We start from the raw sequence: 25,802 nt of genomic DNA, 5'->3' as shown, positions 1-25,802 counted from the left end.
CCTCGCGGCGGCGAAGGCCGGGATGGGTGGACAGCTTCCTCTGGGTTGTCCGGGTCGGGGCCATCATCCTGCTCATCTGGGGTGTGACGGGGACCGTGGTCCAGGGCTTGAGCGGACAGGGCCCGACCGGCGAGGCGTGGCGCGACCTGGTGGTGGCCGGCATCGCCCAGGGCGCCATGTACGGTCTGATCGCCCTCGGATACTCGATGGTCTACGGCGTCCTGGGATTCATCAACTTCGCCCACGGCGAAGTGTTCATGTCGGGGGGCATGGTCGGGTTCTTCGTCGCCAACTACCTGTGGGAAGTGCGCCTCTGGGAGAACAACTTCGTCCTGGCGATCCTGCTGGTGCTCCTGTCGTCCATCCTCACCTCGACCCTGGTGGCCGTGATAGTGGAGCGGATCGCCTACCGGCCGCTGCGCGCCTCACCCCGCCTCATTCCCCTGATCACGTCCATCGGCATCTCCTTCTTCCTCCAGTACACGTTCGCCGGCCTGTTCGGGGTGGCCGTCAAGAACTATCCACCGCCCCCTGATTCCCTCCGGTCCCGGATCAGCCTGCTCGGCCTCGAGATCGAGGGTTCCAAGCTGCTGGTCATCGTGGTGGCGGTCGCCACGATGGTCGGCCTGTACCTGTTCGTGGAGAAGACCCGGACCGGACGCTCCATCCGGGCGGTGGCCGAGGACAAGGAGATTGCGGCTCTGATGGGAATCGACGTGAACCGCACCATCGTGGCTACGTTCGCCGTCGGGGGAGCGATGGCGGGGGTGGCGGGCACGCTGTGGGCCCTCCTGTTCCGCGGGGTGTCCTTCATCACCGGGTTCCTTCCGGGTATCAAGGCATTCACCGCCGCGGTGCTAGGTGGGATCGGCAATCTCCCGGGGGCGATGGCGGGCGGCGTCCTGCTGGGTCTGTTCGAAGGGGTGGGCCCGCAGCTGGTGCTGGCCGGTTTCGGCATCCCGGGGGTGTCGCAACTCAAGGACGTGGTGGCCTTCACCGCCCTGGTGCTGGTATTGATCTTCAAGCCGACGGGATTGTTCGGCGAGCGTCTCTCGGCCGAGGATCGGGCGTGACCGGGATCGACCTCCGCCGGACGTTGCGGTGGGGTTCGATAGCCGGGGCCGTCATGGTGTTCACCTGCGCGGTCGGCTTGTTCGAGGTGTTCGAGGATCGCCTGCTCGTACACCCGTTCCTCAGCCTCGGTCACGTCCTGTTGCTCTGGTTCCTTCCTCTGGCCGGCTACCAGGCGACCAACGAGCCCGTGCTCGAGGGTGTGGAGGCACCGTCGAAGGGCCTCCACAACGTCATGGCCGGGCTGGTCGCCGGACTCGCCGGCGGGATCTTGATGGGGGTGTTCACCGTCGTCATCGATGCCTTCGACGTGCGCGACGTGTTCGTCCGCCTCTCTGTCCGTCTGGTCGACCTTCTCACCCACGGATGGGGCGTTCCCGGAGGCTTGGTGTTGATTGTGGCGGTGCCTGCGCTGCTGGGGATGGCGGGGGGAATGTTGCACCTCGTGTCCGCGTCTGTCCGGCGCCGGATGATCCTGGCGCTCGAATGGGCGTTGGTGGTGGCTCTTCTCGAGCAGGTGTTCTCTCAGGTGCTCAGGCAGCTCCGGTTGGGTGCGGTGGGGAACATCATCTTCACCCGCCGGGCGCTCGAATGGTGGGCCGCGCTGGTGGTGGCGGTGCTGGTTGCCCTCCTGGCCGAGCGAGCCCGCGGAGGGGTGGGAAGGATCAGGGGGTACCTGTTCGCGGCCGACGCGGTGCGGCGTACCCGCAATTCGATCTGGTCGGCTCTGGCTGTCCTGGCTTTCCTTATCGTCCTACCCCAGCTGCTGGGCAGCCTGCTGTCGGAGCTGCTGGCCAACGTGGGCTTGTTCCTGCTGATGGGCCTCGGTCTGAACATCGTGGTGGGTCTGGCCGGGATGCTGGACCTGGGTTACGTGGCCTTCTTCGCGGTGGGCGCCTACACGGTCGGCGTGCTCACCTCGCCCATCTCGCCCCGCTTCGACCTGGAATGGTCCTGGTGGGCGGCCCTGCCGGTGGCCATCCTCATGTCGGTCGTGGCCGGGGTCCTGGTCGGCACGCCGGTCATCCGCATGCGGGGCGACTATCTGGCCATCGTCACCCTCGGCTTCGGGGAGATCGTCCGCATCCTGTTCCTCTCCGACTGGCTGGCGCCCACCTTCGGCGGCGCCCAGGGAGTCCGCAACGTGCCTGGTATCCCCGTGGGCCTGGCGGAGATACGGGGCAGCCAGCCGGTAGGGGTGCTCTACTTCGCGTTCGGGCTCGTGCTGGTGGCGGCGTGGGTCTCGTGGGCCCTCCAGGAGTCGCGCCTCGGCCGGGCCTGGACCGCGATACGGGAGGATGAGACCGTTGCGGCGGCGATGGGTATCAACGTGGTGAGGGCCAAGCTGAACGCCTTCATCGTCGGCGCCATCCTGGCCGGCCTGGGTGGTGCGCTGTTCGCCGCCAAGGTGGGGTCGATATTCCCGAGTTCGTTCGAGTTACTGGTCTCGATCATCGTGCTAGTGGTCGTGATCGTCGGAGGCATGGGCAACATTCCCGGGGTGGCGGTGGGAGCGGTTCTGCTGATAGGGGTCCTGGGAGGTCCCACCCAGCCGGGGCTGCTGGCGGAGTTCGCCGAGTTCAAGCTCCTCATCTACGGGGCCCTGCTGGTCTTCATGATGCTGCGCAAGCCCGAGGGTCTCCTGCCCAGTGTCAGGCGGTCCCGTGAGCTCCGCGGCGAGGAGATGTCGCAGGACGCCTGGCTGGACCGTCCGGGTGGGAGCGATGAGGTGGGCGCCCGGCCGGTGGGGGGCTGAGGAGATGCTGGAGATCGGGGGCTTGCACAAGTCCTTCGGCGGGGTGCATGCCCTGGCCGGAGTGGACCTGCGGGTTGACGAGGGTGAGATCGTGTCGGTGATCGGTCCGAACGGGGCCGGCAAGACCTCGTTCTTCAACGTCGTCACCGGTCTCTACCCGCCCGACGGGGGAGACATCATGTTCGAGGGGCGGAGCATCGTCGGCCTCGAGCCGAGTGAGATCACCGAGGCGGGGATCGCCCGCACGTTCCAGAACGTCCGGCTCTTCCTCAACATGACGGTGCTGGAGAACGTCATGGTGGCCCAGCACTGCCGGACCACGGCGGGCGCCTTCCGTGCGGTGTTGCGTACCCCTTTCCTGCGAAGGGAGGAGGCGGAGATCGAGGCCCGCGCCAAGGAGACACTCTCCTTCTTCGGGACCAGGTTGGTGGGGTACCGCTTCGACCAGCCCGCCCTGTCGCTCTCCTACGCCAACCGGAGACGTCTGGAGATAGCGCGCGCCATGGCGACCCGACCCAAGCTCCTGCTGCTCGACGAGCCGGTGGCCGGCATGAACCCCCGCGAGACCGCCGAGCTGACAGGGTTGATCCGCAAGCTACGCGACGAGCGGGGTTTGACCGTGGTCGTGATCGAGCACGACATGCGAGTGGTCCGGGATGTGAGCGACCGGGTGATCGTGCTCGACCATGGTGTGAAGATCGCCGAGGGCTCCTACGGTGAAGTGTCGAGCAACGAGGCGGTGATCGAGGCTTACCTGGGTCGACCGGCTGAGGTCGGCTGATGGCCGGCCGGCCGGTGCTCGAGTTTCGCAACGTCCACACCCACTACGGGCCGGTCCACATCCTGAAGGACGTCAGCCTGTCGATTCACGAGGGACAGATCGTCTGCCTGCTGGGAGGCAACGCCTCCGGCAAGACGACGACGCTCAAGACCGTCCTCGGCATGGTGGTGCCGACGGCGGGAGAGGTCCTGGTCGAAGGGGAGGTGGTCAATGGATGGCGCACCGCCCAGATCGTGGCGCGGGGTGTGTCGATGGTCCCCGAGAACCGGCGGCTCTTCAAGCGCATGACGGTCAGGGAGAACCTCGAGATCGGCGCCTACCTCCGTACCGACGACACGTCGGCCGACTACGAGCGGATACTCGACATGTTTCCGAGGCTGAAGGAGCGCCTGGGTCAGAGAGCCGGCACTCTCTCAGGCGGCGAGCAGCAGATGGTCGCCGTGGGCCGGGCGCTGATGGCTCGCCCCAGGGTGCTGCTCATGGATGAGCCGTCGATGGGTCTGGCCCCGGTGCTCGTGGCCCAGAACTTCGACATCATCCGTCGGATAAACGAGGCCGGCACGACGGTGTTCATGGTGGAGCAGAACGCCAACATGGCCCTGTCGATCGCCGACTACGGCTACGTCCTCCAGACGGGAAAGATCGTCCTGGCCGACACCGCCCGCAACCTGCTGGCCAACCCCGAGATGCGACAGGCCTACCTGGGGGAAGTCGGGTAGGATTCCGCGTAATCTCGGCCGGGTTAGCTCAGTCGGTAGAGCACTTCTCTTGTAAAGAAGATGTCACCGGTTCGATTCCGGTACCCGGCTCCGCTCCACGGCGGCGGCTGGACGAAATGCACCAATATGTACCGCTTGGCCGATACGCTGGGCGCGAAATGCTCACGTCCCTGGAGAGGAACCTCCTCGATTTCGAGCGTTGCTGGTGGCAACTGCCCGGTCCCAAGGACCGCGATATTCGGGTCGCCTTCGGGTTCGGTCCGGCCCGTTACTACCGATTGCTGAAGGCTCTGATGGACGATCCGGCTGCGCTGGCGTACGACCCGCTGACCGTGCACCGGCTCCGCCGCATCCGGGCCCGCGCCATGGACGCGACCGGATACCGGGTGGGTACGGTGTGACCGGTCGTAGAGCCCCTCGGATGTACCCCCGCGTCCCCGGGCAGGGACCGGCTGGACGGATTGATGCCAGGCCGCCACGCTTCCGACGATAGGCGCCGTCTCCAGCGCGATCTGCGCCGCTTCGGCCTGCTCGCCCTAGGCGTTCTGGTGGTCCTGATCGGCGTCGGCTTCGCGGCTCGGACGCTGATCGGAGGTTCTACGGACGGCGATCCTGCGGAGGACGGTACCGCCGCGGCCACCCAGCCCGTGGCCACAACCGGAGCCCCTCCCGCCACGGACGCTCCCACGACCACCGTTCCGGCCACCACGACCACCGCCGTTCCGGCCTCCACGACCACCGAGGCCCCGCGCCCGCCCGTGCGGCCGCCCTCGCAGGTGGGAGTGCTCGTGCTCAACGCCACCTCCTCCGCCGGATTGGCGGGCCGTCTCACCGATGAGTTCGCCGACCTGGGCTACCGGACCGTTCCTCCGGACAACCATCCGGAGAATCTCGACTCCTCCGTCATCTGGTACGTGGAGGGATACGACCGTGAGGCTGCCGTCCTGTCCGAACAGGTACCGGATGCTGAGTTGGTGCTGTTCCCCGGCGACGCGCCCCGGGCGCCGATCACCGTAGTGCTGGGCGCGAGCTACCGAGAGTGAGCAGCGGCGGGGGGGCGCCGGGCTTCCACCCGTCAATGAGGGGTCCTCACGTTCGAGCCCGGCGGCGGCGGGCTCGGGTCGCATGGCTCGTCCTGGCAGCCGCGATCGTGCTTCTCGGGGCGGTGGTGGCGGCCGGGGGACTGCTGAGGCGCTCGTTGGTCCTGGACCTGGTCTCGTTCTGGCCGGGCTGGATCGTCACGGCTGCCGTGTTCCTCGTCCACCGGAGGGTGTCGGGAGTCGGGCAGCGTTTTCCCGGTTACGGCCTCGGCCCGGCCTTGCCGTACTCGCTGACGGGATGGCTGGTTGTCGTGCTGGTCCTTCATTTGGCCGGTTGGGAGTTGCTGCCGTCGGCCGCAGACCGGCTGGAGGGTCCGGCGGTCACCGATCGGATCGCCACGACCGCGATCGACGTCCGCCTTGACGGTGCGGTGGTCGTTGAGGCGGGCGCAGAGCTCCTCTACGAGGTGTCCAGCCTGGCTTCCGCAGGCGCTGTCGCTCCTCCCAGGGGTGAGGAGCTTCTGACGGGGGATGACCTGGAGGTCCGCCTGCGGGAGGGACCGGAGGCGGGATGGTTCGGATCCGCCGGATGGAACCTGGCCCTCAACCCCGGCCGCGACTGGGCTGTGGCCGTTTCGGCCGCGGAGGTGGATGCGGATCTCAGGCATCTGTCGCTCAGGTCCCTTCGAGTAGAGGCAGAGGGTGCGATCCGGCTCGGCCCGGCACGGGGCGACGTGCCGGCGTTGTTGGCCGGCGACCTGGTGGTCGAGATTCCCGCGGAGGTATCCGTCGAACTCTCCGGACCGGCGACGGTCGGGCCGGGGTGGGAGGACGGCGCCGATGGCAGGAGTTACCAGGGTGGTGGTGCGGGCCGTTACGTGATCGAGGTCGATCCCGACTCGGATGTGGTGGTGAACCAGGTATGACGAACCCGGGACACGGGCCGGTAACCTGACCGGCGAGGGATCAGGCGAGCGGTGAATAAGCAGGATCAGGAAAGGCTTACCAGGCACGACTGGCTGCGCGGCGTAGGCGTCGCGGCCTGGAGCATCGTGGGCATCTTCGTGGTGATCGCCGTCGTGGCGTGGGCCGTCTACCAGGTCCGGATCATCTGGGCGCCGCTGATATTCGCGGTACTTCTCGTCTACCTGGTGAAACCGCTCATCGACTTCCTCGAGCGTTACAGGATCCCGCGGGTGGCGGGAGGATGTCTCGTCTACCTGGTGCTCGGCGGCGTACTGGTGCTGATCGGCGTGTTGATCGTTCCGATCATCAGCCGCCAGACCGTCGAGCTGGTGGATCGGGTCCCCGAGGTGATCGACAGCACGTTCAACCTGGTGGCCGATCTGGCCGCGTCTCTCAACCTGCCGATCGAGCTAGCGGGCGTCGACTCGATATCCGACGAGTTGGTGGGCTGGTTCTCGGATCCTTCCAACCGCGAGGTGATCCTCGAGGGACTCTCCCGGGCGGGCGAGCTGGCAAGAGGGCTGGTGGAGGGGGTGGTGGTCGTACTGCTCGCCCCCGTGCTGGCCTTCTACATCGTCGTGGATGCCCACAACCTACGGAGGGCGGCGGAGCGGCTGATTCCGGCGGCCGATCGGGCCGAGGTGGTCCATCTGGCCCGGCAGGTGGGCAAGGCCTTGGGCGGCTTCGTCCGGGGCCAGCTGGTGGTGGCGGCCATCGTCGGAGTCCTGTCCAGCACGGTGCTGTGGATCCTCGACCTGCCGTTCTGGTTGATAGTCGGCCTGCTGGCCGGGCTGCTCAACGTAGTGCCCTTCATCGGTCCCTGGGTGGGCGGGGCGCTCGGGGTGGCGACCGCGCTGATCGTGGGGGATCCGATCCGGGCGGTCTGGGTCGTCATCGCCTTCCTCATCATCCAGCAGTTCGACAACCATCTCGTGAGCCCCATGGTGCTGCGGGTGGCCGTCCACCTGAGTCCGGTCACCATCATCCTGGCGCTGCTGGCCGGTGGATCCATCGGGGGCCTGCTGGGCGTGCTCATCGCCGTGCCGACCACCGCGGTCTTCAAGATCATCATCGGCCATCTCTGGCGCACCCGCGTGCTCGGAGAATCCTGGGAGCAGGCTGCTTCGGCCGTGGTGGTGGAGTACGAGGTGGAGCCGTTGCGCGAGCGTTTCCGTCGCGGCGGGGCGGAGGCGGGCCGGGCGCGGGAGGACGATGAGGCAGCACCGGACGCCGCCGTCGGCGACACCGCCGACCCGGACCGGACAGGATCGGGCGAAACCGCCTCCTTGACGGACAACTGACCCCATGCTTGACATCCTGGTGCTGTCCGGCCTGGGCTTGGCTGTCCTGCGCGGGTACCGGCGGGGAGTGCTGCGTGCGGTCGCCGGCCTGGTGGTTCTTGTGGTCGGAATCGTGGTGGCGTACCGGGCCGGGCCCATCGGGCAGGGCGTGGCCGAGTCGTGGACAGGCGCCAGCCCGCTGACCTCGCGGTTCATCGCATCAGCGGTGGTGTTCCTGGTGGTGTTCGTGGGGGCCCGGCTCCTGATCAGCCGGCTCCTCGCCCTGTCGGGACCGGCGCGGTTGCTTGATCAGATCGGAGGAGCGCTCGTCTCGGCGGCAGCGTTCGCGGTGATGGCCGGTCTGCTTATCCTGGCCGTTGCGAGCGCGCCCTACCTCCCGGCTGGGGTCGGGCAGGTGCTCGATCAGTCGAGGACCGTCGCCCTGGTCACATCGGAGGGGCCGCGCTTCACCCCGGGCATCAGCCGGCTTCTGGGCGACCGCATCCTGGAGTCCTACTTGAATCTCCAGAGGCTGTCGGAGGGAAGTCCGGCGCTTCTCGACGGCGTTGGCGATGTCGTTGACGTTGGAGGCAGCGGCGGGGTCGATACATCCCCGGTCGAGGAGGTGGTGGAGGACCTTGCCGTTCCGGTAATCCAGCTGCTCGACAGGCTGGTAGTAATCGAGGGCGACGAGCGGGTGGAGATCCCCCCGGTCGGCGAGCCGGTGGAGGATCGCGCCGATCTGGCCATCGAGCTGCTGGACATGCTCAACCTGTTGCGGATCGAGGAGGGGGAGGAGCCGCTCGCCTGGTCGGCGGCTCTGGCCGAGATCGCCGGCGGACACGGAGTCGAGATGTACGCCGAGGGCTACTTCTCCCACGTCTCGCCGGTCACCGGATCGGTTGCGGACCGGCTTGCCGTGCAGGGGATACCGTTCCGGGTCGCCGGCGAGAACCTGGCCCTCAACCCGACCGTGGACGGCGTCCACGGCGGCCTGGCCACATCCCCGAGTCATCGCGCCACCATGCTGGAGCCACGTTTCACCCGCGTGGGAATCTCCGTGCATGACGGTCCCCTCGGGTTGATGGTGGTGCAGGTGTTCACAGGGTGACCAGCGGGCTGACCCCCATCGCCGCCGAACTGGCCGCTGTCCTCGTGACCGCCTACGCGCCATACGTCCGGGACAGGGTCGCCCGCCTCGGCCTGGATGTTCCGCCCGGTATGGACGGCGCCATCGAGGAAGGCCGTCGATGGCTGGAGACGGCTCTTCCCGACCTGCTCGGACGACCCTTCGCGAGCCAGGATCGAGGCCCTCTGGAGCTGTTCCAGGAGGCCCTCAGGTTCCCGACCGCGGCTCTGGAGCAGGCCGGACATCAGCCCGTGCCCCGCGACAAACTGGTGGCCAACGCCCTGCCCGGCGACCTGTACGACCTGGCGCCCGCATCGTCGAACGACCTCGGAGAGACAGCCTGGAGAGCCCACCTGGCATGGGGAGCCTCCAAGGCGGCCGCGATGACGAGACCCTCTTGAGGCGGGTCTAGGCGGGTACCTTGCGCGCTTCGACGAGTGCGAACTCCCTGCCCCGATAACTGCGCGTCGCAATTGTGGGCCACTGGAATCCGCCTCGACGAGGAGGGAGTGCAGTTTCGACAGATTGAGCGCCGTGTTTCTCTCTTGGTTCGCGACAAACACCGAGATACGGCGGACCAACTCCTCGAACGGCAAGTCGGACAAGTCGGGCCACCACGGTCGAGCATCGTTGGCTATCTGTATCCAGCGGTCCAGTCTTCCGGTTTGCTCCGACCTCGAGTCCCGTTTCGTCCTGGGTAAGCGGACCGTGGTGAGTGCGATCCCCTTCGGCGACAGCGACACACGCCATGAAGCCAGAAGCTTCCTCAGTTCGTGGGTGGAAAACCGGGGCAAGAACGAATCGCTCACGATGATGTCATAGAAGCCCGGCCTCAGGTGGTCGATGGCGTCGCCTACCAACAACTCCGGTGCTGCCGCCTCGATGTGCTCTGCGTACTCGGCAGTATCGACAAGTGGTGTCGGACAGAGGTCAATCGCGGTTACCTTGGCAGCATCGGCCAGTTGGCTGTAGATCAACGCATACATCGCGTCATCTGCACAGCCACTAATGAGTACTCGGAGGTCGCCTCGTCCGGCGCCCATTTCGGCTATCGACCTGCGAAAGAAGGGAGCATGCCACGACGGGGTCGAAACGAGGTCGAGCATCCGAAGATGCTTCCAAGTGCCGTGATACCAATCGCACGACGACGCACCACCCTGGATGCAGGTCCCCTGGGACATAGCTCCCATGATCGTAGATCATCTGCCCGCAATGCCAGGGCAATGTCCATACCACCGCCAGGCGAAAACCCAGAGGCCGTGCCTAGCGGTCATGGCCAGGGCTTCAACGGTCGTGATTCGGGGTTTGCTGGATCAACCGGGACACACTGCCTTTACCATATTTTGCCCTCATACTCATGATTAGAGGATGTTTTTGTCACAGCGTCTCGTTATGTTGATTGATATGTATGAAGCAACAGCGTTCCACGAAGCCGACTCCATCCTGGTCGCCGAGAACAACCTCAAGGAGGCGCAGGGGGAGATCGACCGGCTACGCGGCCGCCAACTCGCCTGGCTCAAGATGGTGATCCGCCACCGGGGGATCGTACGCGACGGATACCGATCCCTCATCGACTGGACAGCATCTAGACTCGACATACCCAACAGCGTCGCCCGCGACCTCGCTTACCTCGCCCGCCGCCTCGACGACGATCACATCGACCTCATACAAAGAGGGCATCTACCGTTCGACCGCACCGTCTCCCAACAACGCCTATTGCAGGCCGGAGCCAGCCGATCCGATGTCGCCGCGTCAGAGGACTTGGACCTGGCAGGGATCACGAAGCTGGCCACCAGGTTCCGCAAACTCAGCCGAGGTGACGAACGCAACGCCTTCGAACGCCAGTACGTCAACCTGCGCGTGTCCGACGACGGCGCGGTATGGCACCTCTCAGGACGGCTCACGGCCACCGACGGACAAGTGGTGCGCAAGGCCCTGGACCGGCGCGCCGATCGGATCCCATCCCTCGCATCCGATTCTGACCCCGAGCTCACGCCCGCTCAGAAACAAGCCATCGGCCTCACCACCATGGCCCAAGACGACCTCGACCAACACCTCCAACCAGGAGACCCCGCCGGACGAGAACCCGTCATCATGTTGGTCAAAGACCAAATCCTCGCCGAGGGATCAGACAACACCCAAGGCGTCGAACTGTTCGGAGGTCCACGCGTCGGACCCCAAGCCGTCGAGACGGTGGAGTGCGAAGGACGGATCGAACCCATCACCATCCAAGACGGCCAGGTCGTGGACACCGGTCCACCCAAGCGGCAGACCCCCAAACGGCTCCGCAGAGCCGTTCTCGCAAGGGACCGCAAATGCGTCATCGACTCCTGCCAAAGCGGCTACCGGCTCCAAACCCACCACATCATCCCCAAACACGACGGTGGTCCCGAAACGGCCGACAACCTGGCGACCCTGTGCTGGTACCACCACCACATCGCCATCCACCGAAGGGGACACCGCATCGACCCCCACACACCACCACACCGCCGCCGCCTTCTACCACCCCGGACCTGGGCCCACTACCGGCATCCCACCAACGTCGAGTACCTCAGCCCATACCAGCAGCAACAGCGGGCCTACCAGTCCTTCCTCGACAAATACCACCCCCAACAACCCCACCCCGGCGGATAACCCACAGCTCAGACTCCAGCTAAAGGGCGGTGTGAACCGATACGGAACGCCGCGCCCGCGGCAGGATTCGAACCTGCGACCTACCGCTTAGGAGGCGGTTGCTCTATCCCCTGAGCTACGCGGGCTGGATAGGTGACGGGCCGGATGAGGACCGCAGATGGTAGCGGCCCCCCTTGACCGGGCCCGGCAGAGCTCCCGTAGGCCAGTGCTTGTTTATATGATTCGGTGGCACCGTTAGCGGATGGAAGCAGCCATGGACCGCGACGTATCCGGGGTCGGGGCCGGACTCGATCGGGCCGATGTCGCCGACCTGCTCACGCTGGCGCGCTTGTTGAGCGCCCCGATCCTGCTCTGGCTGGTGTCGAATCGCAGCCTGGACGCCGCGGTTCTGCTGGTTGTTGTCGCGTGGTGGACGGATTTTCTGGATGGCCGCCTGGCCCGCAGGGCCGGTCGTGAAACCCGCTTGAAGGACTGGGACTTGCGCGCTGACGCTTGGTTGGCGAGTGCTGTGGGTCTCGGTCTCGGATTGGGGGGCTACTTCTCGTGGTGGGTGGCCGCGCCGGTTGCCGTCGGCGTTCTGGTCATGTCGGTTCTGCTGTCCAATCCCGCCGCGGTCATGGCGGGCGTCGCTGTCCAGTACGGGATGTTCCTCATGGCGATTTACCTCTGGGCTGATCTGTGGTGGTTGGGCGTCCTGCATGTGCTCGTTTTCCTGGTGGCAGGCTGGAAGAGATTCTGGGGTGTGGTATTGCCCGCTTTCTGGGCGGGCCTTGCCGGCCTGGTGTCGGGGCGCGGCCGGGATCGTCGCCTGGTCCTTGACGACTGGGCGGAGTGAAGGATCCGCGGCGAGCGGAGGGAAGGTCCGGAATCGTGATAGTCTCGAATCCGATCTCCCCAGGAGTTCCCGCTCCGTACCATTTACCGATCGATATGGAGAAGACCCCATGACCGACGACCGCAAGGACACCGACGCTCGGGCATCGGCCGGCGGCCTCATGGTGGTGGAGACCTCCACCGAAGAGGAGGACATTCCGGACCGGATCGAGGAGCCCGCCAAGCTTCTCAGGATCGCGTCCATGACCCGCTCCATGCTGGAAGAGGTCAGGACCGCCACGCTCGACGAGGAAGGGCGAGCCAGGTTGAAGGCGGTCTTCGACGCCACCCTGGAGCAACTCCATACGGTGCTGACCGATGACCTGCGGGAGGAGTTGGCCGAGGTGTTCGTCCCTCTGGATGAGGGAGTTCCGACCCAGGCGGAGATCAGGGTGGCTCAGGCCCAGTTGATCGGCTGGCTGGAGGGCCTGTTCAACGGCATCCAGGCGGCCATCATGACCCAGCAGATGGCTGCTCGCGCCCAGCTGAAGCAGATCAGGGGCGGCTCTCCCCCCGATGAGGACCACGGCGGAGGCGGCCTCTATCTGTAGCCGTACGTGACCCTGGAACTCGTCCTACTGCTGGTTGCAGGGTTCGGCACCGGCTTCATCAACGCGGTTGCCGGTGGGGGATCGGCCCTGACCATCCCGCTGCTCACGCTCATGTCCGACGCCAACATCGCCAACGGCACCAACCGGGTGCCGGTCCTGTTCGCCAACCTGGCCGGCATCGCCGCGTACCAGCGGGGAGACTCGGTCCCCTGGAACCGGATATCGGTGCTGATACCGCCTGTCCTGGCCGGCGCCGGCCTGGGAGCGTGGATCGCCACCCTGATCCCGCCGGACGGGATGCAACGGGTCTTCGCGGTCGTGCTCTTGTTGGTGGCGGTCTCGGCGGTGGTCAACACCAAGCAGTGGTTGGAGGAGGCGCCCTCCCGGCTTGGTCCCGTCGGTCGGACCGTCGCCTTCTTCTTCATCGGTTTCTACGGAGGGTTCGTCCAGATCGGGGTGGGGATCCTCCTGCTGACCGCCCTGGTGCTCGGCTCCGGGTTCAGCATGCTGCGGGGGAACGGCGCCAAGGTCGTGATCATCGCCGCCTACTCGGTGGTCAGCCTGCCTTTCTACTTCTGGGCCGGGCATGTGGATCTGTGGCTCGGCGTGATCCTGGCCTTCGGGTTCTCGTCGGGCGCCTACCTGGCCGCGCGGCTGGCGGTACGCAAGGGATCGGCTTGGGCGAGGTGGGTGCTGGTGGTCGCGGCGGTCGGGGCGGCTATCAGGATGATGTTCTGGTAGCCGTTGTCTTGCGGGCTACCTCAGCAACCGGCTGCTACTTGTATCTCCAGACGATGCGCCCGCGGCTGGGGTCGTAGGCGGACAGCTCCACGTCGACTCGGTCACCGGGCAGAATACGGATGAACCGTCCCCGTCGCATCTTGCCCGAGGCTCGGGCGAGCACCTCGAGGCCACCATCGATCTTTACGTTGAACATGGCATTGGGCAGGGTCTCGACGACGCTGCCTTGAACCCGTAGCACATCATCCTTGGGCAAGAAGGGTCCTTTCTGTAGCGGAAATGTGGCCGGGCTCCGGGCGGTGCTGAGGCCCTGACCGACCAAGGCTAACGCATGGCGTGTGGTGCTGGAGGGCGTGGCTAGCCGGATGTCTCATCAATCGGTCGGGTATCCGGTCGAGCCCGGCGCCCCCGCTCGGCCAGCACGGCCCGCGCCCGGGCGATGTCGCCGGGGCACGTCCGGGACGCCATCCAGTAGCACAGGCCCGTCGGGATGAAGAAGACTTGGAAGAGGGCCAGGCCGATGGCGTAGTTCAGCGGCGCCGCGAAGCTGGCAGCGAGCGCCGCGGCCACCGGAACGGTGAGTCCGTTCCCCGCCGCCCGCGACACCCCGTTGGAAAGGTTGGCGATCCCGAACACGGTCCCCCGATGCTCGGGCAGGTTCACGTCGGAGATGAGGGCGAACCAGTTGGGGGAGTCGGCCGAGCTGAGGATGACGGCCACCAGGATCAGCAGGAAGGCGCTGGCCGCGTACGGGTTGGTGACCACGCTGCCGAGAGTGGCCAGGACGATGGCCATGCTTCCCTGATCCGTGGGGATTTCGAGGCCGCGCAACGGGATGAAGAAGAACGCGACGAAGAAGGGGATGGCGCCCAGGATGCCGGTTGCTGAGATCGCGGCTCGGGCCCGGGCGGTCCTGAGCTGCAGGCGGTCCCCCAGATGCCCCGCCAGGATGGAGGCAACCCCGCCCAGTTGGAATATGGCGCCGAAGACAGCTCCGACCGCCGTGGCGGTGGCGAGGTCGTACCCGTCAGCCTCGACCTTGCTCTGGTACAGGAGAGGCACCCAGACCAAGGATCCGTACGCGAGTTGGGCGGTCAGGCCCTGGAGCACGAGCCAAGGGTTGGTGCGGATCTTCCAGAGCTTCTTTAAGTCGGATCGTTCGATGCGGTAGTCGTAGGTGCCTCCGGCGGCCAGTGCCTCGGCCAGCTCCGGCTCCGCCCGGCCCCGGTGTGCTTCGGCCGTGGTCAGGTACAGGAGGGCGACCGCGGCGCCGACCAATGCCAGCCCGACGAACGGGCGCCTCCAGTCGGACGCCCCCAGGACACCGCCCACCAGGATGCCGAAGAAGCCCCCGGCGCCCTGGGACAGGCCCCAGAAGCTCATTGCCAGACCTCGACGCCTCGGAGGGATGAAGTCGGAGATCACCGAGAAACCGACCGAGGCGATGGCGCCCAGGCCGGCACCGACCAGGACCGACCACAGCGCCAGTTCGGTGAGGGAGCCCGATCTTGCGACCAGCACCAACCCGCCGCTCCATGCCAGCGTGGCCCAGAAGAGGAGGGGCTTGCGTCGCGACCGATCACCTATGTATCCCCAGCCCACCGCCGTCAGAGCGGTTACGAGGATGACCAGGGCGGTGACCAGCGCCACGCGGGCCCGGCTCTCTCCGAGGTCGGCGGCTATTACGTTCGTGAGTACCGGATAGAGCGCGATTGCAGCGTTATCCAGTGACGCCAGAAGTACGAAAACCGTTATCGTATAGACGACACGAGCCCGGTCGTAAGCCCTAAAGAGCCTGGTCATTCGTACATTTTCGGTATGGTTGTGCTCCTTGGCGTGCCTCTTCGAGCCTATTGTTGGCAATAGTCATAGAATTACGCTAAACTACCCTAGTTACCCACGAGAGGCGGGCTTTGACCGAAGGGGTCAGAGGCGTCTCGGGTCACGACAGGCAACCGTCATGGTATCCGACCAAGGAAGCGGGCAGATGCAAAGCGAAGACAAGATTCTCGGCGCCAACGAGGTGGCCGACCTTCTGGGCATGGATGTCCAGATGATCCGGAAGTACGCGAGGGAAGGCCGCCTTCCCGCTTACCGCCTTCCGGGCGGTAGGACCTTCAAGTTCTTCCGTAGCGAGGTGCTGGACTTCGTCCGGGCTCATCCGGCGAGCACCGAAGGCAGCTGATAAAGCTCGTTAGTGGATAGGCCAGGCAGTCATCGTGTCCTGGCCTATCGACGATCCGGGTCGCCGGAGTCCGGGTTCTCCCCCCTGAGGTCGGTTCGGGCCAGGCGCCGGTACTCGTGGTCGAGGAGGCCCCAGACCGAGTGGTCCATCCAGCGACCGCCCACCTGAATATCTTCTCGTAGGACCCCTTCGCGCACGAACCCGAGTTTGGTGGCCACCCTCTCGCTGGCCTTGTTGCCGACCGCTACCCGCAGGACCATGCGGTGCATGGACAGTTCTCCGAACCCGATCCGGAGTGCCTCATGGGTGGCTTCGGTGGCGATGCCCCGGCCCGTGTCCTCCGTACGGATCCAGTAGCCGATCTCGCCGGATCGCGAGCTTCGGGAGACATGCCAGATGCTGATGTTGCCGACGTGGCGCTCGGGCCTCTCCTGGAGCCGGATCGAGAAGTCGTAGGCCTTGCCCTCGCGCCACGAGCGAATGCTCTCCCTGACGAAGCCGGCCGCTCCCGCACGCGTGAAGGCCTTGGTGGCCCAGGGCAGGTATTCGGCCAACTCCGCCTGGGAGTCGCGAACCGCGGCGTAGAGGGCTTCGATGTCACGCCGCCTGAAGGGCCGGAGCAGTAAACGTTCCGTATAGCGCGCCACCGGGGGTAACAGGTCTCGGGCCGGGATTCGCATGGCAATCGCGAGCCTATCCGGCCGGAACAACGAACCGCTATTCGGTGCACAGCATGGCTGGGAGTACCACGAAGCGAACTCGGGTCGGTTTCGCCCGTGGCAAACTGTCCGCGATGACGGTTCCCGGCTACTACTCGCATCCCCTTGCCCGGGGCTCCCGGCATTTTCCGAGCTTTCGCTGATGGACCATCCCTGGAGTCCCGCCCGCCTGCTACCCGAGCCGCCGATCGAATACGGAACCCGGCAGGCGGCGGTACTGGCCCCCCTGTACGAGGACGGAGACGACCTCCGGCTGGTCCTGATCCGTCGTCCGCTCCACATGCCCACTCACGGTGGGGATGTCGCCTTTCCCGGCGGCAAGCCGGAGCCGGGGGAGAGGCCCCTCGACACCGCCCTTCGCGAAGCCCGCGAAGAGGTCGGCATCGAGCCGGCCACGGTCGAAGTGCTCGGCTACCTGCCCGCCATCCACACCGTGAGCTATCCGCTCCTGGTCGTGCCCGTGGTCGGACGACTCGCCGGAGTGCCCAGCCTGCGACCCGATCCGAACGAGGTGGATCGGATCCACACTCCGACCGTAGGTTCCCTCCTTGACGAGACCCGCTGGCGCAGCAAGTCGTGGAAGGGCCACCAGGTGTTCATGTTCGACCTCGACGGCGACACCCTGTGGGGAGCGACGGCTCGCATGGTTCGCCGGCTGATCGGCCTGGAGCCGTACTGGTAGAGGTGCTGCTCGGTTAGGCGCGACCGGCGGCTGAGCGACCGGTGACGAGGTCGAGGACGGCATCATGGATGTCCCCGTTGGTCGCCAGGCCGGTTCCGGACCGGAACGATGGTTCTCCGGACAGGTCTGTGAACCTGCCGCCGGCCTCCGAGAGGATGACAACCATCGGCGCCACGTCCCACGGGTTGACGATCGGGTCGAGCATGACGTCCACCCGCCCCGAAGCCACCAGGCTGTAACCGTAGGCGTCGCCCCATCCCCGCAGCATCATCGGCCCGGCCTGGAGGCGTTCGGCCATGTCCTGGGGAAGCAGGTCGAAGCCGCTGGTGCATAGTGCCGCGCCCTCCAGGTCGGACCGGCGGCGCACCGATACGGTGCGTTCGTTCAGGTAACAGCCGAGGCCCCGGCCGGCCGCCATGGTCTCGCCCAGGGCGGGGAGGTCTATGACCCCCACAGCCACGCCGTGCTCATCCTCGAGAGCGAGCAGTGTCGCGAACAACGGGACGCTCCGGATGAAGGACTGCGTGCCGTCGATGGGGTCGATGAACCAGGTGCGTCCTGACGACCCGGCGGTGTCGGCGAATTCTTCCCCCACGATGCCGTCGTCGGGGAATAGCCGGGCGATTTCGGTGCGGAGGAGCCGCTCCGCCTCCCGGTCCGCCTCCGTAACCGGGCTTCCGTCCCCCTTGACCATCACCTCCGTGGATCCGTCATACCAACGCAGGGTGAGTTGTCCGGCCAGCCTGGCCAGGTGGACGGCCTGGCTGAGCAACGACTCGTCGACGGGGGGTACGCCGCTGCTCACAATCCCATGGCGAGCGCGCCGATCGGTTCCGCTCCGGCCCGGAGCAGGCCGATGACGATCCCGTCCGCCATCGCCTCCCACGTGGCTTCGATAACGTTCTCGTGCACCCCGATGGATCCCCAGGTCGACGGGCCATCGCTCATCTCGATGAAGACCCTCACCACCGCGGCCGTCGAGGCGGTGGCGTCCAGGACGCGCACGTTGTAGTTGGTGAGGCGCAGCGTGTCCAGGTGGGGATAGTGGTGCCTGAGCGCTTCCCTCAGCGCCTGGTCGAGTGCGTTGACCGGACCGTTGCCTTCGCCGGTCCTTATCACCCGCTCGCCCCGGATGACGATCTTGACCGTGGCCTCCGCCATGACCAGCGCATCGGACCGATGCTCGGTCGAGACCCGGAACGACTCCAACTCGAAGAAGTCGTGCGACCAGCCGCCGGCCTGCCTCAGCATCAGCTCGAACGATCCGTCGGCGGCCTCGAAGTGATAGCCGCGGTTCTCCATGTGCTTGATCTCGTCCAGCACATCGGCGGCCTGGCCGCTGGTGAGCGCGATACCAAGGTCCCGGGCCTTGGCGAGGATGGTCGAGCGTCCCGACAGTTCCGAGACCACGGTGCGGGTCCGGTTGCCTACCTGAGCCGGGTCCTGGTGCTCGTAGGCGTCGGGACGCCGGGCCAGCGCCGAGGTGTGCAGGCCGGCCTTGTGGGTGAAGGCCGACGCGCCGACGAACGGGCTTTGGGGTTCGAGGCTGACGTTCACGATCTCGGCGATGTGGTGGGCGATGGGCGACAGGATCTTGAGTCGGCCCGGTTCGAGTACCGGGACTCCCATCTTGAGCACGAGGTCGGGGAGGATGGTGGAGAGGTCGGCGTTACCCGTGCGCTCTCCGTAGCCGTTGATGCACCCCTGCACCTGGCGGATGCCCATCTCGACGGCCGTCAGCGACGAGGCCACCGCACAGCCGGCGTCGTTGTGGAAATGCACGCCCAGTTCGGCGTCCGGAAGGGCCTCCTGGACGTGGTCGATGGCGCCGGCGATGTCCGGCAGCAGGCGCCCACCGTTGGTATCGCACAGGACCAGACGCTCGGCGCCCTCCTCGAGTGCGGCGCGGAGCACTCTGATGGAGAAGTCCGGGTTCGACCGGTAGCCGTCGAAGAAGTGCTCCGCGTCGAAGAAGACGCGCCGGCCGTGGCGTCTCAGGTAGGCCACCGACTCCGCCACCATGGCGACGCCGTCGTCGAGGTCCGTCAGGAGGGCTTCCCGGACGTGGTAGTCCCACGCCTTCCCGACGATGCAGACCACGTCCGTCTCCGCTTCGAGCAGGTTGAGCATCTGCGGATCGCCCTCGACAGAGCGGCGGGGCCGGCGCGTGGCGCCGAACGCAGTCAACGACGCGGTGCGGAGGTTGAGTTCGGAACGTGCCCGCTTGAAGAACTCGCTGTCCTTCGGGTTGGCCCCGGGCCATCCGCCCTCGATGTAGCCGACGCCGAGGTCGTCCAGCAAGGCGGCGATCCGCAACTTGTCGGAGACGGTCAGCGAGATGCCCTCCTGCTGCGCCCCGTCGCGCAGGGTCGTGTCGTAGATTTCGAGTCGGGGATGTGCCATGCGAGCCACCCTAGGAGGGTGCTGAAAAGGACGGGGATAGGTTGGCCTGCGATCCCTTGACCTGGGGCTTCATAGGCCGACTCTCGACCAACCGGACATTTTTCAGTACCCTCCCTCGTAACGGCCGGCGGAACGTTCTTGCCAAATAAAGAACCCTGCGCCGGAGCGCAGGGTTGCGGGCACAGGGTCGTTTCCCTATGCCCTAGTCGATAATGATCCCGGTGTGGATACTCATCTCGCCCCGAGTGTCGCTGATCCGATCCGGTATGTCAACACCCATTCCGGGACCGCCGGTTGATCGCTAGACCGCGACGCGGACCATTTAGCGGTCATCGGCCGGTCCGCGTAACCTCTGGATGACTGAGCGGAGGTGATGAGGTGACCACGAAAAGGGTGTTTTCGGGGATCCAGCCCAGCGGTGACATCCACATCGGCAACTACATGGGAGCGCTCCGCAACTGGGTGGCCATGCAGGACGAGTACGCCACGGTCTACTGCGTTGTCGATCTCCATGCCCTGACCCTCCCTCAAGACCCGGCCGAACTGGCGCGGGCCCGGCTGCGGACCGCCAAGATCCTGCTGGCGGCGGGGATCGACCCCGGCCGCTCCCTGGTGTATTACCAGAGCCAGGTTCCGCAGCACGCCGAGTTGTCCTGGATCATGGGAACCTTCGCCTCGATGGGCCACCTGGGCCGGATGACCCAGTACAAGGAGAAGGAGGACAAGGGCGGGCAGAACCTGGGTCTGTTCTCCTATCCGGTCCTGATGGCAGCCGACATCCTGGTCCACCGCGTGCATGCCGTGCCGGTCGGCAACGACCAGACCCAGCATCTCGAGTTCACCCGGGATCTCGTTGATCGGTTCAATTCCCGATACGGCGACTTCTTCCCGGTTCCCGAACAGATAACCCCCCCGGTGGGAGCACGGGTGATGTCGCTGAAGGACCCCACATCCAAGATGGCCAAGTCCGATCCGGATCCGGGCTCGCGGATAATCGTGACCGACGACGCCGACACCATCGTCACCAAGGTCCGGCGGGCGGTCACCGACTCCGGCAACCTGGTCGCCTACGACGTGGAGCGCAAGCCGGGGATCAGCAACCTGCTGGACATCCTGTCCGCGTTCACGGGCCGCAGCGTCCGCCAACTGGCGGAGGAGCACCGCTCCGCCGGCTACGGACGGTTCAAGCAAACCGTTGCCGAGGCGGTGATCTCGGGGCTGTCGCCGGTGCGCCGAGCCTATCTCGACCTGGACGACCACGATGTGGAGCGGATCATGTCAGAGGGCGCGGAAGAGGCCCGAACCAGGGCCGAGGAGACCATGATCGGCGTGCGCCGCCTGATCGGAATATCTAGTCGCTAGTCGCTAGTCGCTAGTCGCTAGAATTGATTGATAGCGATCAACTAGAAACTATAAACTAACAACTAGAGACTAGACAAGGGGGTCGGGAAGAAGTACAGCACGACCAGCGTCGTCAGGTTGAAGCCGCTGTGGGCGAAGATGGGGGGTCCGAGGGTACCGGTTCGTGCCCGGAGCGTTCCCAGGAACAACCCGAACGCGAAGAGGACCACGAGGGTGACGGCGCCGGCCGCGCTGTACAGCGACGGATCCACCAGATGGATGGCGCTGAACAGGACAGAGGTGACGATCACGGCCGTGACCGGCTTGCGGTTGTCTCCCCCGAGCATGCGGAAGACCAGCCCGCGGTGGATCATCTCCTCCACGACCGGTCCCAGCACCGCCACGCTCACCACCACCGCCGCCATCGTGCCGGTTCCGCGGGTCTCGGTGACCGCTTCCACGATCCCCTGGGGGGTCGCGTCCTCGACGCCCAAAAGGAAACGCAGACCGGCCGCGAGCCAGGCGAGCACTATCGACATGGCCGCGCCGGCCACTACCCAACGGGCGTGGTGCGGCTCGACCTCGAACGACAGAGCGTTGGCCAGGTCCGGGAACCCTCGAACCCTTCCGATCAGGGCGAGCGCGCCGATGTGGCCTAGGTTCTGGAGGGGAATCAGGACCCAGAAGTAGAAGTGCGGGTCGGCGGTATCCGCGCCGAGTGCGCCGGCGAGCAGTCCTGCGACCACCGCCCCAAGGACTCCTGCTCCCAGGACCGTAAGGGCGTCGTGCCAACGCCAGCGAGCTTCCAGCACTGACCCGCCAGGCTAGTGCCGGGCGCCGGTGGAGGGTCTGGTATTTTCTTGGAGCGCACTCGGAAGGTTGACAGGTGGATATTTCGATAGGCTTGGGTAAGGCGGGTCGGCGCGGTTTCGGCTTCGACGACATATCCATAGTCCCCAGCCGCCGCACCCGTGATCCCGACGACGTCAACCTCACCTGGGAGTTGGACGGCTACCGGTTCGGGCTGCCGATGCTCGGGTCGGCCATGGACTCGGCCGTGTCCCCATCGACCGCGGTGGCCATCGGCCGGCTCGGAGGTCTGGGTGTGCTGAACCTCGAGGGCTTGTGGGCCCGCTACCAGGATCCCGAACCGGTGTTCGAGGAGGTGGCGGAGCTACCCGCAGACCACGCCACCGCCCGCCTCCAGGAGTTGTACCAGGCGCCCATCGACCCTGACCTCATGCGAGAGCGCATCTCCGACATCAAGTCGGCGGGGGTGGTGGCCGCCGCATCGCTGACCCCACAGAGCGTGGAGCGTTACATCGACGGGGTGGTGGAGGCCGGGCTCGACGTCCTGGTGATCCAGGGCACTGTGGTATCGGCCGAGCACGTCTCCAGCCGCGACGATCCCCTCGACCTTTCATCCTTCATCGCCGGCCTGGACCTCCCCGTGATCGTGGGTGGGTGCGCTTCCTACGCCGGAGCGATCCACCTGATGCGCACCGGCGCCGCAGGAATCCTGGTCGGGGTGGGTCCCGGCGCGGCGTGTACCACCCGCCGGGTGCTGGGGATGGGGGTGCCGCAAGCCACCGCCATCGCCGACGCCGCCGGCGCCCGGATCCGGTACCTGGCCGAGGCCGGGCGGTATGTCCACGTGATAGCGGACGGCGGTATGAGCACCGGTGGTGACATCGCCAAGGCGATCGCCTGCGGGGCGGACGCGGTGATGATCGGCTCGCCGCTGGCCTCGGCGATCGAGGCGCCGGGTCGAGGCGCCCACTGGGGAATGGCCACCTTCCATCCGTCGGTTCCAAGGGGCACGAGGGTGATGACCGGGCAACTGGGCACCCTGGAGCAGATCCTGGTGGGTCCGGCCCGCGAGAACGACGGCCGCCAGAACCTGTTCGGGGCGCTGCGGCTGGCCATGGCAAGCACGGGATATGCCGACCTCAAGGAGTTCCACAAGGCGGAGTTGGTGGTGGCGCCGTCGGTCCGGACCGAGGGGAAGGCCCTGCAGCGGAGCCAGCGAGTCGGGATGGGTTCTTGAATCCTGTTCCGCCTACCGGCGGGGATGCCTGCCATCGTCCGGTGCTGGTGGTCGATCTGGGCGCCCAGTACGCCCAACTGATCGCCCGCAGGATCCGCCAGGCCGGGGTCTTCTCCCTGATCGTGTCCCGCGATATCAGCGTTGAGGAGGTCCGGCGCCACCACCCGCTCGGTCTCGTGCTGTCCGGCGGCCCGCTGTCCGTCTACTCCGATGACGCCTACCTGATCGACCCCGGCCTCCTGGAGATGGGTGTCCCCGTGCTCGGCATCTGCTACGGCCACCAGCTGCTGGCGCACCTGCTTGGCGGCACGGTGGAGCGCACCGGCGAGGCCGAGTACGGACGTACCTCGCTCGACGTGACCGGCGACTCGCTGCTGCTGGCCGGAACCCCGGCGCGCCAGGATGTCTGGATGAGCCACATGGATGCCGTCACGGAACCGCCGCAGGGGTTTGCCGGCGTAGCCACTACGCCGGGCTCGCCGGTGGCGGCCATGGAGCAGCCGGAGCGCGGTTACTACGGCGTCCAGTTCCACCCCGAGGTGGTCCACACAGACCACGGGTTCGAAGTGATGGAGCGGTTCGTGAGGGACGCGTGCGGGGCAGCGCAGGATTGGACCGGCGGGTCGATCATCACCGAGCAGGTCAGCGCCATCCGGGCCAGGGTGGGAGACGCCAGGGTCGTGTGCGGCCTCTCCGGCGGGGTGGACTCGGCGGTGGCCGCCGCCCTGGTCCATCGGGCGGTCGGGGACCGCCTCACCTGCGTGTTCGTGGATCATGGGCTGCTGCGCGCCGGCGAGGCCGAGCAGGTCGATGAGACCTTCCGCCGGAACTTCGAGGTCGACCTGGTACGGGTCGACGCCGCCGATCGGTTCCTGGACGCGCTGGCAGGAGTGGCCGATCCCGAGCGTAAGCGCCGGATCATCGGTGAGCTCTTCATCCGCACCTTCGAGGAGGCCACCGCGGGCATCCCTGATGCTCGGTTCCTGGTCCAGGGCACCCTCTATCCGGATGTCATCGAGTCCGGCGGCGCCTCCGCCGCCACCATCAAGACCCACCACAACGTGGGCGGGCTCCCCGACAACCTCGATTTCGAGCTCATCGAGCCGCTTCGAGATCTATTCAAGGACGAGGTCCGGGCGGTGGGGGAGGAGTTGGGGCTTCCCGAGGAGATCGTCTGGCGCCAGCCCTTCCCCGGTCCCGGCCTGGCGGTACGCGTGATCGGAGGAATCACCCGGGAACGGCTGGAACTCCTCCGGGCGGCCGACGCCATCGTCACCGCGGAGATCCACCGCGCCGGGCTCTACCGGGAGATATGGCAGTCGTTCGCGGTGCTGCCCGACGTCAGGACAGTGGGGGTGCAGGGCGATGGGCGGACCTACGCCCACGCCCTCGTGGTGCGAGCGGTCACCTCCGAGGATGCCATGACGGCGGACTTCGCCCGGATCCCGTATCCGGTCCTCGAGCGGATCTCCCGCCGGGTGATGAACGAGGTTCCGGGAATCAACCGGGTGGCCTACGACATTTCCTCCAAGCCACCCGCCACCATCGAGTGGGAGTAGCCCGGCCTACCGGCAGAGCCTTAACACCGTGTTACTGCGGGTTGCGGCGGTTGGTCCAGTAGCGCTTTCCGACATGGCGGATGACGTTGGCGGGGGTGTCGCGCCAGCACTGGAGGGGATCCCAGCCGTCGTGGGCCAGGCACATGTTGCATGACACGCACTCGACGCCGCCCTTACGCCCGGCCTCGAGCTTCCGCACCAGGTCGGGTTCGCGGATGAACGGGCGGGCCATGGCCACGAAGTCGGCGTCGCCGGAGGCCAGCACGTCGGTCATCGTGCCGGTGGTCCGCATGCCTCCCACCAGGATCGTGGGTACGCCGGCAGCCCGGCGGACGGCCCGTGCGAAGGGCCGGTAGTAGGCCTCGGGGCCCTCCGGCTTCCAGCATCGCGGCGCCACCACCTGCCTCCAGGCCTGACGACGGCCGACCGCCACGTACGGGCGGATGTTCTCGGCGTAGCTACGCATCACGCCGAAAGTGGTCTCGAATCCGTCGATGCCCCGCTCCGCCAGCAACTTGGCCCGCTGCAGTGACTCCTCCCGTCGCAGGCCGCCCGGAACCGAGTCCTCCACGCTGAGCCGCGCGGTTACCGGGAACCCTGCCCCGACGGCCGCGCGCACGGCCTCGTAGACCTCCATGAAGAACCGGCCGCGGCGCTCGGCGTCACCACCCCAGCCGTCCTCCCTGGTGTTGGCGTGGGGTGAGCAGAACTCCGAGATCAGGTAACCGTTGCCGCCGTGGATGTGGACGCCGTCGAAACCCGCATCGCGGGCCCGCCCGGCCGCGTCGCCGAAGGCCAGGACCAATGCCTCGATGCCGCCCTCGGACAGCTCCTCGGGCTGGTGGGCGTACATGGCGTTCGGCACCGGCGAGGGAGCCACCGGGGTGATGGACGACATCATGGTCTGGCTACCGCAATGGCCGAGCTGGGCGAAGATCGTCCCGCCGGCCTCGTGCACGGCGCGGGTGGCGCGCCGGAGGGAAGGGATCACGCCATCATGGTGGATCCCGGTCTGGTGGCGGCTGGCCTGCCCGCGCGGGTCGACGTACATGTGGCCGGTGAGGATGAGGCCCGCGCCGCCCCGGGCGAGGCGCCGGTAGAGGCCCACGTAGGAGTCCAGTACCTCACCGCCGGGTGCGGCCATGGTCTCGGACGTGGCGGCGCGCACGATCCGGTTGGCGGTGGTCACCGTCCCGATCCGGCCGGGCTGGAGGTAGAGGGGCGGTGGGCTCATCGGTGTCTCCTGATGCGGCCGGCGAGGTCGGTGGGTCATTCTGGCAGGCGCCCCGAGACCGTTGTACACGCATGTCGTGTAATCACAATGC

26 protein-coding genes and 2 tRNA genes are annotated in these 25,802 nt (G+C 66.6%); 20 read left to right on the top strand and 8 right to left on the bottom strand.

The annotated features are described in order from the left end of the window. Positions 1-26 precede the first annotated feature (26 nt). From OXM57_13445 to OXM57_13390, 12 genes are all read left to right on the top strand, one after another. A complete protein-coding gene (locus OXM57_13445; GenBank protein ID MDE0353681.1) occupies positions 27-1,073 on the top strand; it encodes a branched-chain amino acid ABC transporter permease in 1,047 nt (348 codons plus the stop codon). Beyond that, positions 1,070-2,827: a leucine/isoleucine/valine transporter permease subunit gene (locus OXM57_13440; protein MDE0353680.1), complete on the top strand. Its 1,758-nt coding sequence runs from the start codon at positions 1,070-1,072 to the stop codon at positions 2,825-2,827. Before OXM57_13445 ends, OXM57_13440 begins: the two co-directional genes overlap by 4 nt. Then, a complete protein-coding gene (locus OXM57_13435; GenBank protein MDE0353679.1) occupies positions 2,796-3,608 on the top strand; it encodes an ABC transporter ATP-binding protein in 813 nt (270 codons plus the stop codon). The genes OXM57_13440 and OXM57_13435 overlap by 32 nt, the downstream gene beginning before the upstream one ends. Then, positions 3,608-4,327: an ABC transporter ATP-binding protein gene (locus OXM57_13430; protein ID MDE0353678.1), complete on the top strand. Its 720-nt coding sequence runs from the start codon at positions 3,608-3,610 to the stop codon at positions 4,325-4,327. The genes OXM57_13435 and OXM57_13430 overlap by 1 nt, the downstream gene beginning before the upstream one ends. 17 nt (positions 4,328-4,344) lie before the next feature. After that, positions 4,345-4,417 (top strand) — tRNA-Thr (locus OXM57_13425). A gap of 68 nt (positions 4,418-4,485) precedes the next feature. Beyond that, positions 4,486-4,728 carry a DUF3263 domain-containing protein gene (locus OXM57_13420; GenBank protein MDE0353677.1) on the top strand — a complete coding sequence of 81 codons (243 nt, stop codon included), beginning with the start codon at positions 4,486-4,488 and terminating at the stop codon, positions 4,726-4,728. A gap of 63 nt (positions 4,729-4,791) precedes the next feature. Beyond that, on the top strand, positions 4,792-5,370 hold the full coding sequence (locus OXM57_13415) for a LytR C-terminal domain-containing protein (GenBank protein ID MDE0353676.1): 579 nt from the start codon (positions 4,792-4,794) through the stop codon (positions 5,368-5,370). Continuing rightward, complete coding sequence (locus OXM57_13410) at positions 5,367-6,293, top strand: hypothetical protein (GenBank protein ID MDE0353675.1); 927 nt, start codon at positions 5,367-5,369, stop codon at positions 6,291-6,293. Before OXM57_13415 ends, OXM57_13410 begins: the two co-directional genes overlap by 4 nt. Before the next feature lie 51 nt (positions 6,294-6,344). Beyond that, positions 6,345-7,634, top strand: coding sequence for an AI-2E family transporter (locus OXM57_13405; protein ID MDE0353674.1), 1,290 nt, complete (start codon positions 6,345-6,347; stop codon positions 7,632-7,634). Between the two features lie 4 nt (positions 7,635-7,638). Next, a complete protein-coding gene (locus OXM57_13400) occupies positions 7,639-8,724 on the top strand; it encodes a CvpA family protein (GenBank protein MDE0353673.1) in 1,086 nt (361 codons plus the stop codon). Beyond that, positions 8,721-9,143, top strand: a complete 423-nt coding sequence (locus OXM57_13395) for a hypothetical protein (GenBank protein ID MDE0353672.1) — start codon at positions 8,721-8,723, stop codon at positions 9,141-9,143. Before OXM57_13400 ends, OXM57_13395 begins: the two co-directional genes overlap by 4 nt. A 1,003-nt stretch (positions 9,144-10,146) precedes the next feature. Further along, the gene (locus tag OXM57_13390) at positions 10,147-11,376 is read left to right on the top strand and encodes a DUF222 domain-containing protein (protein ID MDE0353671.1); all 1,230 of its coding nucleotides are present in this window, start codon (positions 10,147-10,149) and stop codon (positions 11,374-11,376) included. Positions 11,377-11,428: 52 nt separating this feature from the next. Here the strand turns inward: OXM57_13390 and OXM57_13385 are convergent. Then, positions 11,429-11,501, bottom strand: a tRNA-Arg gene (locus OXM57_13385). Positions 11,502-11,629: 128 nt separating this feature from the next. Between OXM57_13385 and OXM57_13380 the strand changes: the two genes are divergently transcribed. The 3 genes from OXM57_13380 to OXM57_13370 all read left to right on the top strand — a co-directional run bounded on the left by OXM57_13380 (position 11,630) and on the right by OXM57_13370 (position 13,541). Continuing rightward, positions 11,630-12,211: a CDP-alcohol phosphatidyltransferase family protein gene (locus tag OXM57_13380; GenBank protein ID MDE0353670.1), complete on the top strand. Its 582-nt coding sequence runs from the start codon at positions 11,630-11,632 to the stop codon at positions 12,209-12,211. Between the two features lie 109 nt (positions 12,212-12,320). Further along, entirely contained in the window at positions 12,321-12,800 is a 480-nt protein-coding gene (locus tag OXM57_13375) for a DUF2587 domain-containing protein (protein ID MDE0353669.1), read from the top strand. A 6-nt stretch (positions 12,801-12,806) separates the two neighbouring features. Beyond that, the gene (locus tag OXM57_13370; GenBank protein MDE0353668.1) at positions 12,807-13,541 is read left to right on the top strand and encodes a sulfite exporter TauE/SafE family protein; all 735 of its coding nucleotides are present in this window, start codon (positions 12,807-12,809) and stop codon (positions 13,539-13,541) included. 34 nt (positions 13,542-13,575) lie between these two features. Here OXM57_13370 and infA read toward each other — a convergent pair whose 3' ends face one another. Together infA and OXM57_13360 are read right to left on the bottom strand one after the other, a co-directional pair. Further along, on the bottom strand, positions 13,576-13,797 hold the full coding sequence (gene infA / locus OXM57_13365; protein MDE0353667.1) for a translation initiation factor IF-1: 222 nt from the start codon (positions 13,795-13,797) through the stop codon (positions 13,576-13,578). Positions 13,798-13,898: 101 nt separating this feature from the next. Continuing rightward, entirely contained in the window at positions 13,899-15,344 is a 1,446-nt protein-coding gene (locus tag OXM57_13360) for an MFS transporter (GenBank protein MDE0353666.1), read from the bottom strand. Positions 15,345-15,528: 184 nt separating this feature from the next. Here OXM57_13360 and OXM57_13355 point away from each other — a divergent pair, with 184 nt between their 5' ends. After that, entirely contained in the window at positions 15,529-15,726 is a 198-nt protein-coding gene (locus tag OXM57_13355; GenBank protein MDE0353665.1) for a helix-turn-helix domain-containing protein, read from the top strand. Positions 15,727-15,770: 44 nt separating this feature from the next. Here the strand turns inward: OXM57_13355 and OXM57_13350 are convergent, their stop codons facing one another. After that, entirely contained in the window at positions 15,771-16,406 is a 636-nt protein-coding gene (locus tag OXM57_13350; protein ID MDE0353664.1) for a GNAT family protein, read from the bottom strand. A gap of 181 nt (positions 16,407-16,587) precedes the next feature. Between OXM57_13350 and OXM57_13345 the strand changes: the two genes are divergently transcribed. Continuing rightward, positions 16,588-17,127 carry a CoA pyrophosphatase gene (locus tag OXM57_13345; GenBank protein MDE0353663.1) on the top strand — a complete coding sequence of 180 codons (540 nt, stop codon included), beginning with the start codon at positions 16,588-16,590 and terminating at the stop codon, positions 17,125-17,127. A gap of 13 nt (positions 17,128-17,140) precedes the next feature. Here OXM57_13345 and OXM57_13340 read toward each other — a convergent pair whose 3' ends face one another. Both OXM57_13340 and cimA read right to left on the bottom strand, forming a co-directional pair. Continuing rightward, the gene (locus tag OXM57_13340; protein ID MDE0353662.1) at positions 17,141-17,932 is read right to left on the bottom strand and encodes a histidinol phosphate phosphatase; all 792 of its coding nucleotides are present in this window, start codon (positions 17,930-17,932) and stop codon (positions 17,141-17,143) included. Next, positions 17,929-19,530 (bottom strand): citramalate synthase, encoded by a 1,602-nt coding sequence (cimA, locus tag OXM57_13335; GenBank protein ID MDE0353661.1) that lies wholly within the window; start codon positions 19,528-19,530, stop codon positions 17,929-17,931. The genes OXM57_13340 and cimA overlap by 4 nt, the downstream gene beginning before the upstream one ends. Positions 19,531-19,908: 378 nt before the next feature. Between cimA and trpS the strand changes: the two genes are divergently transcribed. Then, positions 19,909-20,892, top strand: coding sequence for a tryptophan--tRNA ligase (trpS, locus tag OXM57_13330; protein MDE0353660.1), 984 nt, complete (start codon positions 19,909-19,911; stop codon positions 20,890-20,892). A 62-nt stretch (positions 20,893-20,954) separates the two neighbouring features. On the opposite strand, the gene OXM57_13325 is transcribed toward trpS, so the two are convergent. Then, the gene (locus tag OXM57_13325; protein ID MDE0353659.1) at positions 20,955-21,683 is read right to left on the bottom strand and encodes a CPBP family intramembrane metalloprotease; all 729 of its coding nucleotides are present in this window, start codon (positions 21,681-21,683) and stop codon (positions 20,955-20,957) included. 74 nt (positions 21,684-21,757) lie between these two features. On the opposite strand from OXM57_13325, the gene OXM57_13320 reads away from it, so the two are divergent. Together OXM57_13320 and guaA are read left to right on the top strand one after the other, a co-directional pair. Beyond that, on the top strand, positions 21,758-22,918 hold the full coding sequence (locus tag OXM57_13320; protein ID MDE0353658.1) for a GuaB3 family IMP dehydrogenase-related protein: 1,161 nt from the start codon (positions 21,758-21,760) through the stop codon (positions 22,916-22,918). After that, the gene (gene guaA / locus OXM57_13315; protein ID MDE0353657.1) at positions 22,915-24,477 is read left to right on the top strand and encodes a glutamine-hydrolyzing GMP synthase; all 1,563 of its coding nucleotides are present in this window, start codon (positions 22,915-22,917) and stop codon (positions 24,475-24,477) included. Before OXM57_13320 ends, guaA begins: the two co-directional genes overlap by 4 nt. 31 nt (positions 24,478-24,508) lie before the next feature. On the opposite strand, the gene OXM57_13310 is transcribed toward guaA, so the two are convergent. Continuing rightward, positions 24,509-25,711, bottom strand: a complete 1,203-nt coding sequence (locus OXM57_13310) for an NADH:flavin oxidoreductase (protein ID MDE0353656.1) — start codon at positions 25,709-25,711, stop codon at positions 24,509-24,511. Positions 25,712-25,802 lie beyond the last annotated feature (91 nt).

Source organism: bacterium (assembly GCA_028820935.1).
Lineage (GTDB): Bacteria > Actinomycetota > Acidimicrobiia > Spongiisociales > Spongiisociaceae > Spongiisocius.
This window is presented reverse-complemented; position numbering and strand designations above follow the sequence as displayed.